Genomic DNA, 13,277 nt, shown 5'->3' with positions numbered 1-13,277 from the left:
CCCCGGCCTGTCGTCCCGGTTCTCGCGGTACGTCGAGTTCGAGAACTACTCCACCGACGAACTCGTCACCATCCTCGGCAAGCAGGCCGAGGACTCCGGCTACACCTGCGCGTCCTGCTCCGCAGGAACGACGCACGGCCCTACGGGCCGTCACCCGAATTGCTCCGCAATTCGGGACGCAATTCGCTCCGCGAATTGCTGGTATTTCGCTCCGCGAAATACCGTGAATTGCTCCGCAATTCACCACCCAGTTTGGGGGTGGCCGAAGTTGATGCGTGGTCACCACTTGGGGACTACGGGGTTCAAGCCCGGCGGGCTACGGGCGGAGAAGCACGCATGGCTCGCTCTACACGGGGCGGCTCACTGGAGCGTCTTGGGCGAGGCGGGTAGCGGACCCGCTTCAAACGGCGGGAACAGTCGTGCGAGGCGGTAGAAGCCTTGACCGTCAGTGGTCACCTGATAGCCTGTCACTGCCGCAACGACTCGCACCACTAGATGTGATGCATCACTGTTTATGTTCCTTGGATTCTGGGACTACCTACCCGAGGGATTGGGCGTCCCATCCGCCCCCTGGCCATCGAACTAGAGTGGGGACTTCTCGTGAATTCCATTTCATCCCTTGAGGAATACGAAGAGACGGAGGCATTTCGGCTCCGTCCGCATCAACGGGAATGCGTGGATGCGATCGTCCGCGCTCTCTCCGATGCGTCGTCGGGAGATGTGCGGGCGAACGTCGTGATGGCGACGGGCACAGGCAAGACGGTCATGGCGGCCGTGGCCGCGCAGCGCCTCGCGCCAACGGGCCGGGTGCTGGTGCTGGTGCCGACGGTGCTGCTGCTGTCCCAGACCGTGGCGGCGTGGCGGCGGGCCGGGTACGGCGGGCGGATGGTCGCGGTGTGCTCGGAGACGGACACGGGGCTGCTGGACGCACTGGGTGACTCGATCGGGGACGCGGCTCGCTGCACCACCGAACCGGGGCTCCTGGCCCGGTGGATGGGCGAGGCGGGCCCGGTGGCGGCGGTGGCGACCTACGCCTCCCTGGTGGACCAGACCGGCCGGGAGGGCGCCGACGAGCCCCGGCGGGGTGTGCTGGAGCGGGCCTTCGGTGCGGGGATGCCGGCGCTGGACCTGCTGGTCGTCGACGAGGCGCACCGGACATCCGGGGACCTGGGGAAGGCGTGGGCGGCGGCGCTGGACAACGACCGGTTGCCGGCGGCCCGGCGGTTGGCGATGACGGCTACGCCTCGGCTCTGGGTGGCGCCGGAGAGCGGTGACGGGAGCGAACCGCAGCAGGTGGCGTCCATGGATTCGGTGGAGCTGTACGGGCCCCGGGTCTTCGAGCTGGAGCTGATGGAGGCCGTGGAGAAGGGGTTGCTGGCGCGGTGGGAGGTCGACGTCCTGGAGATCACCGACCCCGCCGCCGCGGCCGACGAGGAGTCGAGCTCGGAAGAGGTGCGGGGCCGGCGCCTGGCGGCGTTGCAGGCCGCTCTCCTCTCCCACTACGACAGCACGGGGGTCCGGTCCCTGCTGACTTTCCACAACACCACCTTGTCGGCGATGAGCTTCGCGCGGGCGCTGCCGGAGACCGCGTTGCGGCTGCACGAGGAGGACCCGGTGCGGTTCCCGGAGCGGGTCAGCTCGGAATGGCTCTCCGGCGAGCACGCGCCGAACGTCCGGCGGGAGGTCCTGGGGCGGTTCGCGGACGGCGTCGACCGCAACGGCTACGTCGCGGACGTCCAGGTGCTGGCGTCCTGTCAGGTCCTCGCGGAAGGAACGGACATCCGCGGCCGCGCCGGTGTCGACGGCGTGGTCTTCGCCGACCCACGGGGGTCGGCGGTGCAGGTGGTGCAGATCATCGGGCGGGCGCTGCGGCAGGAGCCCGGGGAGGGGAAGGTCGCGCGGATCATCGTGCCCGTCTGGCTCGCGCCCGGGGAGCAGCCCGACGCGATGATGACCTCCCCCGCGTACCGGGGCCTGGTGCAGCTCCTCCAGGGGCTGCGTGCGCACGACGACCGCATCCTCCAGCACCTCATCGCCGCTGCGACGGCTGCGGGTGGGGAGTCGTCGCAGGTGGTTCGCCTCGACCCGCAGGGGTCGGCCACCACGCGCCCCGCTGGCGACGAGATCAGCGACCCAGAGGCGGCCGGGGAGGAGAACGTCGACCAGGAGGAGAGCGAGGACCAGGAGCACGACGAGGACGGGGGCGGCGGCGGTACGGGGCTGCCCGACCCGGCGGCGGTGCCGCTGCTGCGCTTCAGCCGGCCGCGTGACCCGGCGGCGATCGCCCGCTTCCTCCGTACCCGCGTCCTCCAGCCCGACAGCCAGGTCTGGCTGACCGGCTACGACCACCTGCGGCAGTGGACCGAGACGCACGGCGACGCCGCCGTGCCCGTCGCCGCGACCGTCAACCTCCCCGACGGCGACACCTACGCCCTGGGGCGCTGGGTCGACAACCAGCGGCAGCTCCTCGCCGATGGGACGATGCGGCCCCATCGTGCCGAGCTGCTGGACGAGATCGGCATGGTCTGGTCGGTCGATGACGCCCGCTTCCGCGCGGGCCTCATCGCCGCCCGCGCCTACGCCGACGAACACGGCTCGCTCGCCGCCCCGCGCGACGCCAGCGTCGACGGCTTCGGCCTCGGGACCTGGCTGCACAACATGCGGAACTCAACGCGCCTGACCGACGCCCGGCGCGAGGAGCTGGAGGCCATCGACCCGTGGTGGAACCCGCCGTGGCCGCTGGCCTGGCAGCGGTCCTACGCCGCTCTCGCCCTCCTCCTGGGCGGCGACGAGGCCCGGGTGCCCGACGTCCTGCCCGGCGTCACCGTCGACGGAGTCAACGTCGGCGCCTGGCTCCGCCGGCAGCGCGCCACCTGGGCGCAGCTGAGCGACGGTCAGCGCGACCTCCTGGCTGCGCTCGGGATCGACGCGCCGGACGAGGAGCCCGCGATCGCGGCCGACGGGGAAAGTCAGGGTGCGGGCGGCGTGCCCGGCCTCGCCGGGCTGGATGCCTTCGGGCGGGGCGTGGCGGCCTGCCGCCAGTACCTGGAGCGGGAGGGCCACCTCAGCCCGTCGCGCGCCCACGAGGAACTGCTCCACCCCGCGCACGGCGAGGCCGGCGGACCGGTCGGCGTCCGGCCCGGGGTCTTCCTCTCCAACCAGCGCGCCCGCCGGGCAAAGCTCACCCCCGAACGGCTCGCAGCTCTCGCCGCCCTCGGTCTGGAGTGGGCGCAGCCGTAGAACGGCGCTGCGGAACGGCCGGTGGCCGCCCCGCCCCCTGCACGGGGTGGCGGCCTGCGGGTCGATTGGAACCGCCCGCAAAGATTGCCGTGAGTAGGCTGCGTCTGGGGTTGAGAGTGCGCTACCGAGGAGGAACGCCATGGCCTTCAAGTTGATCGGGGCTCAAGGGCCGGAAGGCACTTACGAGGTTCTGGAAACCGCCACGGGAGCAGCAGAAGCGGAGTACTGCGACGGGACGCACTTTCAGTGGGACAGTCCTGAGCCGGGCCGACACGTCCTGTGGGTCGTGCACAGCGACGAAGGGCTCAGGGTGAGGACGTCACATCGCGTTGTCGAGGAACCGTAGAGTCGGAAGAGGCGGGGGCCGGAGCCACTTCGGATGGCTCCGGCCGCCGCTGCTGTGTGGTGCGGTGTCAGGTCAGGCGGCCCACCCGACGGAGGAGACGTGGGTGTAGGCGTCCCAGCCGGAGTCGAGGTCCATGATGATCTCCTCCCAGACGTGGGTCATGGCCTCCAGGTCGTTGTCGAGCCAGGCGTCGACGGCGGCTTCCCAGACGCGGGGGCGGACGGTGGTGGAGCGGACGGACACGTCCCGGCGGCGCGGGAGCGGCACGCCTCGCTGGTCGACGGGGTCGATCTCGATCCGGGTCCCCCGGCCGCCGTTGGTGAGGCGCTGCTTGAGGTGGGAGACGACGCGCTCGCGTCGCAGCGACCAATAGGCGGCGTCCAGGCGGGCGCGGTTCTTCGCGGACGGGGACCGCTTCCCCGCGGTCCACGCGGCGAGGGCCCGCTTGGAGATCCCGGCGTCCGCGAGCGCGGCGCGGCCGGCCGGGCTCTTGGTGAGGTAGTTGAGGCGGGCGCTGATGCCTCGCTTGGAGTCCGGGGAGGACGCGATGCCGGTGACCATGCGCTCGATCCCGGCTCCGAGGGCGCGGGCGCCGTGGACGCCTGAGGCGCCGTACGCGCCGAGGTTGACCCATCTGCTGTCGTCGGCCATCAGCGGGCCTCTTCGGTGAGGGTGGCGGTGTAGGTGGTGGGCTCGCCGGTGCGGGAGTCCGTCTTGACCTTCATCTCGGAGAGGCCGGTGCCCTCGGTGAAGACCTGGCGCCAGTCTCCCGCGACGTGGAGCTCGTCCGTACCCGCGACCGCCACGACGGTCAGGCCCGCCGTGGCGGCCTTGTAGGCGCGGCCCCAGAGGTTGGCGAACGCCTGACTCCGGATGAGGTGGACCCAGTCCGGGCGGACCAGCTCGCGGTTGTGGGCGGACTCGCCGATCGTGGACACGAACTTCGCGTACATCTGCTTGACGTACGTCAGCGTGACGTCGTCCCCGGCGGCGATCGCGTCCGCCCGCGCGTCAGCGAGGAGCTGCCGCAGGGAGTCGAGCATCGTCTCCGTGGAACCCGACGTCCACGACTCGTGGATCACCGGCGGCCCGTCCAGCAGCTGGTACTTCGGCCCGGCGAGGCGCAGCAGCAACCGCATGGTCGGCTCCGTGATCCACAACGGCCCGCCTTCCTCCCGGTCGCCCAAGGGGTTGGGGCCCGTGGGATGCCGCCACGTCGGGGGGTCGATCAGGTAGACCCCCGCCCGTTTCCGGTCGTGCTCCCCACCCCTGGCGTGTTCCAACTTCCCGATCGGCAGGTGGGTCTTCAACGCCGACAGATAGGCCGCGTTCACGTCCAGCACTGTCACGGCCAGGGCGCCGTCGGGGGTGCGGCGCAGGCCGGGGCGGCGCCAGGACGGGCGGGCTTCCCAGATCAGGTCCGCCTCCCGCTTCGACGGCTTCGAGAAGATCGGTGGGAGGGCGGGGTAGGAGGTGTGCTCGTACCGGGCGCCCTTCCGGGTCTGGTGGAAGAGCTGCATGACGTCGGGAATCGCGCGCTTCACCAGCGCGGCGGTCGCGGCGTCCGCGTCCCCGCCGGCGGCCTCCAACTCGGTCTCGACGGCGGCTGTGATCTGGCCGCGCAGTCCGGTGCGGGTCTCCTCCGCGGTGGTGGTGCGGGTGCGGCGCTGCTCCTGGTGGCGGCGGTGCGCGGTGCGGGCCTGACGGGCTTTCGGGGACTCCGCTTCGGGGGCGGGCGCGGCGGCCGGAGCGGCCTGCGCAGGGGCGGGGGTCTGCGGAGCGGCAGGGGCCGGGTAGCGGTCCGCGAGGCCCCGCAGCAGCCGGGTGTAGGTGGCGCGGTGCTGGCCGGCCGGGGTGGTCTCCCCCGCCTCCCACTTGGCGAGCGTGCCGGGGGTGACGCCGACCGCGGCGGCGACCTGGGCACGGGAGAGGCCGCCGGCCTCCCGCAGCCGAACACGTTCGCCGGGCGGGGGCAGGGGGTCGGCCTGCCGGAGCAGGTCCTCGATCGGGTCGGTCATCACTTGCCCTCCACGGTCGTCTGCGTGCCGCCGACGGTCTCTGTGCGGCGGTGCTCCGGCAGGCTGGCGAGAGCGTGGTCGACGCCCCGCAGAAGATCCGCCGGACCCATTTCGTAATGCGCGGCGAGGTAATGGAGATCGCGGATACTCCACCCCGCGCCGCCCTGTTTCCGCGTGACCTGCGTGCGGTCCCGGCCGATTCCCCGGGCGAGATCGGCCTGCGTTTCCCCCGTCGCGCGCAACAGGGCCGCGACGACATCCCGCAGCCCTCTTTCGGTACTGGTCGTCGCGGCGCGACCACTCGAAGCATTAGCCATGTGCACATAATACACCCTAGGTGCGTTCCGAGCACTTCTCGCAGGTGGTGGCGGTGCGCCCCGAGCTCGGGCCGAGCAGGGAGTCGGAGCAACCCCCCGCCGAGCCGCCCACCGAGCGGGTCCGGGTCGCTCGGGTGGGGTGGTGCCGCACAGGCGATAATCGAGCACACGAGCTATGAAGCAATGACGGGGCCGATGCCGACGCCGCCTCCCCCGACCGGTGCCGCCGACGGGGGGCCGCTGTCCGCGCTGCTGCCGGGCGGGCGGCTCCGGCCGGGAACGGCTGCGGCGGCAGGGCGGGCGGGGACGGGCCGCTGCTCCTGGCCCTCGCCGCCGACGCGGTGGCGGCCGCCGGGCGGGCCGGTCACGGTTCGGTGGGGTGGACGGCGGTCGGCCTGCCGGAGTTGGGGGTGCTGGCAGCGGCCGATGCCGGGTTGGACCTGGACGCGGGGTCGGGGGTGGACGCGCCCCGGCGGGCGGTGGCCCGCGGTGCTGTCCGCGCTCCTGGAGGCCGCCCCGGTGGTCCTGGTCGGGGCGGGGCTGCCCGCGATGCCGCCACGGGTCCACCGGCGCCTCACCGCCCGCCAACGCCGCCACGGCAGCGTCCTGCCGGCTGCTGGGGCGTGGCCGGGGGCGGTGCGCCTGTCGGTCGTGCGGGCCGCGTGGGAAGGCGTCCAGGACGGGCACGGGCTGCTGCGGGGCCGCCGGGTCACCGTGGCCGCGACGGGCCGCGGCGCGGCCGGTGGCGGCACTGCTGCGGAATTGTGGTTGCCGGGGCCGGACGGACGGGCCGCACCGGTCGAACCCGCGCTCGCGGCGGCGCCGGCACCCGGCCCGCAGACGCTCCCGCGGCCGGTAAGGCCGGGGCCGTTCGGCCAGCCGGTGAAGTGGCGGGTGTGGCGACCGTGCGGCCACCGTCGGGGCGCCGGGGGCGTTCAGGGGTCAGCTGGGGCAGCAGGGGGTGGGGTCGGGGGTGTTGGTGGTGCCGCTCTTGCCGAGGGTGTCGGCGTCGGCCTTGACGACATAGACCTCCCAGGGCTCCTTGCCGGGGCCGTGGACCCAGACCTTGTCCTGGAGGGCGTAGCAGCAGGTGGTGTCATTCTCTTCGAAGGTGGCGAGACCGGCTTGGGTGAGTCGGGTGGTGGTGGCGGTGACGGTGTCGGTGGTGTCGACTTCGATGCCGAGGTGGTCGAGGTGGGTGTCGGTGGTGGGTTCGCCTTCGAGGAGGACGAGTTTGAGTGGGGGTTCGGTGAGGGCGAAGTTGGCGTAGCCGGGGCGGCGTTTGGCGGGTTGGGTGCCGAGGAGTTTGGTGTAGAAGGTGATGGAGGCTTCGAGGTCGGGGACGCGGAGTGCGAGTTGGATGCGGGACATGGTGGGGTTTCCGGGCTGCTTGTATTGGTGTTTGTCGATGCAAGCTTGCGCCTTGTTTCGATGAACGTCAAGATAGAAGCATGTCGAAACAAGAGCTTCCGGTGGTGGGTCAGGACGTCGCGGAGTGCTGCCCCGCGCTGCTGACCGCACCGCTGGACGAGGAGCAGGCCGAGGCCGTGGCGAAGGTGTTCAAGGCGCTGGGCGACCCGGTCCGCCTGCGGCTGCTGTCGATGATCGCCTCACGGTCGGGCGGCGAGGTGTGCGTGTGCGACCTGACGCCCGCCTTCGACCTCTCCCAGCCGACCATCTCCCACCACCTGAAACTGCTGCGGCAGGCCGGACTCATCGACTGCGAGCGCCGCGGGACCTGGGTCTACTACTGGCTGCTGCCGGAGGCGACCGACCGCCTGGCCCGCGTCCTGACCCGCCCGGCCGGCGCGCCGCCCGCCGACACCGCCGACACCGCCGCGACCGCCCGGTGAGCGCGACCGGAACCGGCGTACCGGGGCCGCGCGGCGCACTGTCGTTCACCGACCGGTGGCTGGCGGTGTGGATCCTGGCGGCCATGGCCGCCGGCCTCGCCCTGGGCCACGCTGTCCCGGGCCTGGGCGAGGCACTGGCCCGGGTGACCGTCGCGGAGGTGTCCCTGCCGATCGCGCTCGGCCTGCTGGTGATGATGTACCCGCCGCTGGCCAAGGTCCGCTACGACCGCCTGGGCGCGGTCACCGGCGACCGCCGGCTGCTGGCGCTGTCCCTGGCGCTGAACTGGCTGCTGGGCCCGGCGTTGATGTTCGCGCTGGCGTGGCTGTTCCTGCCCGACCTTCCCGAGTACCGCACCGGCCTGATCATCGTCGGGCTCGCCCGCTGCATCGCCATGGTCATCATCTGGAACGACCTCGCCTGCGGGGACCGGGAGGCCGCCGCGGTCCTGGTCGCCCTCAACAGCCTCTTCCAGATCGCCGCCTTCGCCGCGCTGGGCTGGTTCTACCTCACCGTCCTGCCCGGCTGGCTCGGGCTGGAGCAGACCACCCTGGACGTCTCCATGTGGGAGATCGCCCGCAGCGTCCTGATCTTCCTCGGCATCCCCCTGGCCGCCGGCTGGGCCAGCCGCCGACTGGGCGAGAGAACCCGGGGCCGCACCTGGTACGAGGACCGGTTCCTCCCCCGCATCAGCCCCTTCGCCCTGTACGGGCTGCTGTTCACCATCGTGCTGCTCTTCGCCCTCCAGGGCGAGGCCATCACCTCCCGCCCCCTCGACGTCGCCCGGATCGCGCTGCCGCTCCTGGTCTACTTCGTCCTCATGTGGGCCGGAGCAATGGCCGCAGGGCGCGCCGCCGGCCTGGACTACCCCCGGGCCACCACCCTCGCCTTCACCGCCGCCGGCAACAACTTCGAACTCGCCATCGCCATCACCATCGCGACCTTCGGCGCCACCAGCGGCCAGGCCCTCGCCGGCGTCGTCGGCCCCCTCATCGAGGTCCCCGTCCTCATCGCCCTGGTCTACCTCGCCCTCGCGCTGCGCCACCGCTTCCCACCCGCTGACGGCGCCGGCCCCGCGCCGACCGCACCCACCGCGGAGAACGCCCGTGTCTGAGACCTCCACCGCCGCCCCGGCGTCCGTGCTGTTCGTCTGCGTCCACAACGCCGGCCGCTCCCAGATGGCCGCTGCCTGGCTAACCCACCTGGCAGGCGACCGCGTCGAGGTCCGCTCCGCCGGCTCGAACCCCGGCGACAGCGTCAACCCCGCCGCCGTCGAGGCGATGGCAGAGGTCGGCATCGACATCTCCGCCGAAACCCCGAAGGTCCTCACGGTCGACGCCGTACGCGGATCCGACATCTGCATCACGACGGGCTGCGGCGACGCCTGCCCCGTCTTCCCCGGCAAGCGGTACCTCGACTGGGACCTCGCCGACCCGGCCGGAGCCGACACCGACACCGTCCGCGCCATCCGCGACCAGATCGAACACCGCGTCCGCGACCTCCTGGCCGAACTGTCCATCCCCACAACCGGCTGACGCCACAGCCCCGCCGCCCCCGGTCGCGGGCCGCTCTCGCCAGGGCGGCCCGCGACCGCGTCCGGAGCTGCGCGGCCCTCTCAGGACGCCCGGCGTATCTCGCAGCAGTCCAGCAGTCGGGCGAGGTAGCTGTAGGCCGCAAGCCGCTCCATCGCCTCCTGCTCGGTCAACTCGTCACGGGTGTGGGTGGTCACGTTCCGCACCGTCGCGTTCAACCCGGCCGCCAGGCCGGCCAGCGCCTTCGCCAACGGCTCAAGCCCGCTGCGCACACTCTTGACCGTCAACGCGGCATCCTCCCCCGGCCACACCAGCTTCGGCCGCCCCGGGACGGGATCGCCCGGAGACAGCGTCTGCTGCCAGAACACCGTGTCGCCGACCTCGTGCCGCCCCAACTGCTCCTTCCAGTGCAGCGTCAGCGCCTATGCCGCCTCCCGCACCGCGACCCGGTGGTTCCTCGTGGTCCACTGGGCCGCCGCCGCGTTCCAGACCACCTCGTGGAACCACGAGGGGGCGAACGCCGGCGTCTCCGTGTCGCCGCTCGCCCTGGCGTCATCGATCATCGCGCTGAGCCGACCCCTGACGTTGGCCGCGGTGGTCCGCACGTCATGCGGCGCGAACAGCGCCTTCGGGGACGACATCAACGACCAGTTCGAGATCGCGTCCAGCACGCCGACGCCCTCCACCCCGATCTTCGCGCCGGTGACCGCGACCGCGCGCCCCGCAGCGCCGGCGGCCTCCGCCACATCCAGCTCCAGCCGCCGCACCACCGCCGCCTCCTGCCCCGGCTTCACCGACACCGTCGGCATAAGCCCCCGCGAGACGAGAAACGTGGACTCGACCTGCGTGTCCATCCACCGCTCGAACGCCACCTCGAACCGCTCCACCGCATCCGACAACCGCTGCAAGTAGTCCACGCTGTACTTCGCCACACGCTCCCCCGTTCACCCGCCGATCGACCGGACCGCGAAGCGTAGTTGCCCACCACCGCGAACCGAACCCCCACGACACAACCCACGACCACGGAGCACAACCGAGAGCACCGGCCAGAAAAGCCCGCAAAGGCGGCCCGGAACATCCGTTGCGTTCAGCCTCTGCCAGACCGGGGCGTGATGAGAAGGGCGTGGAGGGGCTGCCGAGGCGTTGCCGGCAGGACTTCGAACCACGACTGCCCGTCGTCGAAGTAGCGCTGCATTCGGCTCCAGTAGTGCCAGCGCAGGTCGATGAAGCAGCTCTGTTCGCTGTCCGAGGTGCCGGGGGCGAGCGGTTTGCCGTGGACGATCGTCCGGCCCAGAGGCCGACCGGTGTTCTCCAGGTGGGCGAGGGCTGCGGCCGCGGCGCCTCGTAGGGGGCTGTGGCCGATCCAGCGGCGTTTCAGGTGCTCGGTGGCGGTGACCGATCGGGGTTCTTCGGACGGGAGTGGGATCGCGGTGACGTGTGCCCGTTCCTCGGTGCACAGCCGATGGAGGTCGATACGGACAGGCCGCGGCAGGGAAGACGCCAGCTGCTCGTAGGCCGGCAGGACGAAGTCCCGTTCGACCGGCCCGGCGTCGGCATCAGGCACCAGGGCGGCGAGGCGTTCCCGGGCGAGGGAGACCGGCTCACCCGCCCGCCACAGCAGCAACAGCTCGAAGCCCTCGGCTTCGAGGGAGTCGCGCTGCTGGAACTGGAAGCTGAAACCCCGACGGCGGCCGCGCAGCGCCTGCCGCAGGAGCACGTAGCCGTCACTGCCACTGGTCATGGCGGAAAGGACGTGCCGCAACCACTCGGTGTCGGTGATGTGCTGCACGACCACATCAATGTCCCCGACGTCCAAGGCGCCTCGGAGGTACGAGCCGAACAGATGGACCTCGGTGACAAGGCCCACCGGCCACTGCTGCTCCTCCAACCGGTCAAGCATCTCCCCGATGAGCAACGTCGCATGCTCTCGCTTCACAGCACCCGTTATGTTTTTGGTGGTTCCGCAATGGGGCTGCTGGCCTCTGGGCCCGGTATGACTGTGTCCCCCTGTCGTTGGTATGGCCTGGGGGGTGGTGTCGCCGGGTCCGGGGGTGTTCGTCGGAGTCGCTGATCAGAGGTCTGGCCGCTGCCCGGCCCGGCGCAATGCCGGGCGGTTCGCGGGTGGTAGGTCTGCATAACGTGGATGCGCGAGTACGACACCCGAGGGGCCGGCGCCGTCAACACTCGGGAGGGTGCGGTGTTCGAGATCGACGATGTGGGTGTGTTCCTGGGCCTGGATGTCGGGAAGAGCGCGCACCACGGTCACGGGCTCACGCGGGCGGGGAAGAAGGTCTTCGACAAGCCGCTGCCGAACAGCGAGCCGAGGCTGCGGGCGGTCTTCGACAAGCTGACCGCGAAGTTCGGCACCGTTTTGGTGGTGGTGGACCAGCCCGGGTCGATCGGCGCGCTGCCGTTGACGGTCGCCCGGGATGCGGGCTGTCGGGTCGCCTACCTGCCGGGGCTGGCGATGCGTCGGATCGCCGATCTCTACCCGGGTGAGGCCAAGACCGACGCGCGGGAAGCCGCGGTCATCGCGGACGCCGCGCGGACGATGCCCCACACCCTGCGCGCGCTGGAACTCACCGATGAGATCACGGCCGAGCTGACCGTTCTGGTCGGGTTCGATCAGGACCTTGCTGCCGAGGCCACCCGCACCTCCAACCGGATACGCGGCCTGCTCACCCAGTTCCATCCCGGTCTGGAACGCGTCCTGGGTCCGCGGCTGGACCACCAGGCTGTGACCTGGCTGCTGGAGCGCTACGGCTCTCCGGCCGCTCTGCGTTCGGCGGGCCGCCGCAGACTGGTGGAGCTGATCCGCCCGAAGGCTCCGCGCATGGCTCAGCGGCTGATCGATGACGTCTTCGACGCCCTGGAGGAGCAGACCGTCGTCGTTCCCGGGACCGGGACCCTCGACATCGTCATCCCCTCCCTGGCCGCCTCGCTCGCCGCCGTCCACACCCAACGCCGGGCGATGGAAGCCCGCATCACCAGCTTGCTGGAGGCCCACCCTCTTTCCCCGGTCCTGACCTCGATGCCCGGCGTCGGCGTCAGGACCGCCGCCACCTGGCTGGTCACCGTCGGCGACGGCACCAGCTTCCCCACCGCCGCCCACTCGCCTCCTACGCCGGACTCGCCCCCACCACGAAATCGTCCGGGACCTCCATCCACGGCGAACACGCACCCCGAGGCGGAAACCGCCTGCTCAAACGCGCCATGTTCCTGTCCGCGTTCGCCTGCATGAACGCCGACCCCGCCTCCCGCACCTACTACGACAAACACCGAGCCGGCGGCAAAACCCACACCCAAGCCCTCCTCCGCCTCGCCCGCCAACGCATCAGCGTCCTCTACGCCATGCTCCGCGACGGAACCCTCTACCAACCCACACGACCCCACACCGCTTGACGAAACACATAGAGGCACCCCCCGTAGACCAGTCCCACCGAAGCCAGGTTCACACACCCGCCGCACCCGGCGCAGGCAGTTGACCGGCCCGGCCCCGGGGGGTTCGCCGGGTGGCGGACGTCGACCTACAGCGGCAGCGGGAACGAGTGCGTCTTCAGTGGTTAGGTCGATGAGGCTCCGGGACACGGCGGCGAAAGAGGCAGGCCTGGCAACCCGCTCTCTCCCGAAGCCGGCACGGCGCCGGGGCCCACCAGATCACATGCGCTCAGACACCGTCCTCTCGAACGAAGGGGCCAGTAGCGACGGTGACGTATGAGCCCCCACTAGCAGCCGCCCCAGCCCCGAAACAGGCAGCACCGACGTAGGTCATCCGCGCTTACCCTTTCGCGCCATGAGATAAGAGAGATAGAGAGCGCAGAACGCCATAACTCCACCGAGGAGCCACCACACAACACTGAGGTTTTCTCAGCGAGCTGATCTTCGCGAATCGGGTTGATCTGGTCCCTGCGGGCTCGGGTGGACAGTGGTGGCCCGGGTGTGGGCAGACGTGAAGCCCCTGGTAGGACGGTTC

11 protein-coding genes and 2 pseudogenes are annotated in these 13,277 nt (G+C 71.2%); 6 read left to right on the top strand and 7 right to left on the bottom strand.

The genetic code is table 11. The annotated features are described in order from the left end of the window. The first annotated feature begins 600 nt into the window (after positions 1 to 600). Complete coding sequence (locus tag HCN56_RS17660; RefSeq protein ID WP_312871283.1) at positions 601 to 3,240, top strand: DEAD/DEAH box helicase; 2,640 nt, start codon at positions 601 to 603, stop codon at positions 3,238 to 3,240. 418 nt (positions 3,241 to 3,658) lie between these two features. Here the strand turns inward: HCN56_RS17660 and HCN56_RS17655 are convergent, their stop codons facing one another. Genes HCN56_RS17655 through HCN56_RS17645 form a run of 3 tightly spaced genes read right to left on the bottom strand, consistent with a single transcriptional unit; the run spans position 3,659 to position 5,921 of the window. Then, the gene (locus HCN56_RS17655; protein WP_167972285.1) at positions 3,659 to 4,237 is read right to left on the bottom strand and encodes a transcriptional regulator; all 579 of its coding nucleotides are present in this window, start codon (positions 4,235 to 4,237) and stop codon (positions 3,659 to 3,661) included. After that, complete coding sequence (locus tag HCN56_RS17650) at positions 4,237 to 5,604, bottom strand: helix-turn-helix domain-containing protein (protein WP_167972284.1); 1,368 nt, start codon at positions 5,602 to 5,604, stop codon at positions 4,237 to 4,239. The genes HCN56_RS17655 and HCN56_RS17650 overlap by 1 nt, the downstream gene beginning before the upstream one ends. Beyond that, the gene (locus HCN56_RS17645) at positions 5,604 to 5,921 is read right to left on the bottom strand and encodes a helix-turn-helix domain-containing protein (protein ID WP_167972282.1); all 318 of its coding nucleotides are present in this window, start codon (positions 5,919 to 5,921) and stop codon (positions 5,604 to 5,606) included. The genes HCN56_RS17650 and HCN56_RS17645 overlap by 1 nt, the downstream gene beginning before the upstream one ends. A 183-nt stretch (positions 5,922 to 6,104) precedes the next feature. Here HCN56_RS17645 and HCN56_RS27560 point away from each other — a divergent pair. Beyond that, a pseudogene (locus HCN56_RS27560) lies at positions 6,105 to 6,542 on the top strand (ImuA'/RecA-like NTPase); the annotation flags it as partial. Between the two features lie 321 nt (positions 6,543 to 6,863). On the opposite strand, the gene HCN56_RS17640 reads toward HCN56_RS27560, so the two are convergent. Beyond that, on the bottom strand, positions 6,864 to 7,292 hold the full coding sequence (locus tag HCN56_RS17640; RefSeq protein WP_167972280.1) for an ArsI/CadI family heavy metal resistance metalloenzyme: 429 nt from the start codon (positions 7,290 to 7,292) through the stop codon (positions 6,864 to 6,866). 80 nt (positions 7,293 to 7,372) lie between these two features. Here HCN56_RS17640 and HCN56_RS17635 point away from each other — a divergent pair, with 80 nt between their 5' ends. The 3 genes from HCN56_RS17635 to HCN56_RS17625 are packed head-to-tail and all read left to right on the top strand — an operon-like array spanning position 7,373 to position 9,307. Further along, a complete protein-coding gene (locus HCN56_RS17635; protein WP_167972278.1) occupies positions 7,373 to 7,774 on the top strand; it encodes an ArsR/SmtB family transcription factor in 402 nt (133 codons plus the stop codon). Then, positions 7,771 to 8,886, top strand: coding sequence for an ACR3 family arsenite efflux transporter (gene arsB, locus HCN56_RS17630; protein WP_167972276.1), 1,116 nt, complete (start codon positions 7,771 to 7,773; stop codon positions 8,884 to 8,886). Before HCN56_RS17635 ends, arsB begins: the two co-directional genes overlap by 4 nt. Then, complete coding sequence (locus HCN56_RS17625; RefSeq protein WP_167972274.1) at positions 8,879 to 9,307, top strand: arsenate reductase ArsC; 429 nt, start codon at positions 8,879 to 8,881, stop codon at positions 9,305 to 9,307. Before arsB ends, HCN56_RS17625 begins: the two co-directional genes overlap by 8 nt. 80 nt (positions 9,308 to 9,387) lie before the next feature. Here the strand turns inward: HCN56_RS17625 and HCN56_RS26540 are convergent, their stop codons facing one another. The 3 genes from HCN56_RS26540 to HCN56_RS17615 form a co-directional block, all read right to left on the bottom strand. Next, a complete protein-coding gene (locus tag HCN56_RS26540) occupies positions 9,388 to 9,717 on the bottom strand; it encodes a TIGR02391 family protein (protein WP_280923297.1) in 330 nt (109 codons plus the stop codon). Positions 9,718 to 9,726: 9 nt separating this feature from the next. Beyond that, positions 9,727 to 10,236, bottom strand: a complete 510-nt coding sequence (locus HCN56_RS26535) for a hypothetical protein (protein ID WP_245246686.1) — start codon at positions 10,234 to 10,236, stop codon at positions 9,727 to 9,729. Between the two features lie 155 nt (positions 10,237 to 10,391). After that, positions 10,392 to 11,240, bottom strand: a complete 849-nt coding sequence (locus HCN56_RS17615) for a nucleotidyltransferase family protein (protein WP_167972272.1) — start codon at positions 11,238 to 11,240, stop codon at positions 10,392 to 10,394. Positions 11,241 to 11,501: 261 nt separating this feature from the next. On the opposite strand from HCN56_RS17615, the pseudogene HCN56_RS17610 reads away from it, so the two are divergent. After that, a pseudogene (locus HCN56_RS17610) lies at positions 11,502 to 12,706 on the top strand (IS110 family RNA-guided transposase). Positions 12,707 to 13,277: the final 571 nt, after the last annotated feature.

Source organism: Streptomyces lonarensis (assembly GCF_012033735.1).
Lineage (GTDB): Bacteria > Actinomycetota > Actinomycetes > Streptomycetales > Streptomycetaceae > Streptomyces > Streptomyces lonarensis.
Note: the sequence above shows the minus strand (reverse complement) of the source record. Positions and strands in the feature narration are given on the sequence as shown.

Coding starts and splice junctions, on each gene's coding strand:
- HCN56_RS17655 (WP_167972285.1), bottom strand. CDS start 4,237: ATGGCCGACGACAGCAGATGGGTCAACCTCGGCGCGTACGGCGCCTCA.
- HCN56_RS17650 (WP_167972284.1), bottom strand. CDS start 5,604: ATGACCGACCCGATCGAGGACCTGCTCCGGCAGGCCGACCCCCTGCCC.
- HCN56_RS17645 (WP_167972282.1), bottom strand. CDS start 5,921: ATGGCTAATGCTTCGAGTGGTCGCGCCGCGACGACCAGTACCGAAAGA.
- HCN56_RS17640 (WP_167972280.1), bottom strand. CDS start 7,292: ATGTCCCGCATCCAACTCGCACTCCGCGTCCCCGACCTCGAAGCCTCC.
- HCN56_RS17635 (WP_167972278.1), top strand. CDS start 7,373: ATGTCGAAACAAGAGCTTCCGGTGGTGGGTCAGGACGTCGCGGAGTGC.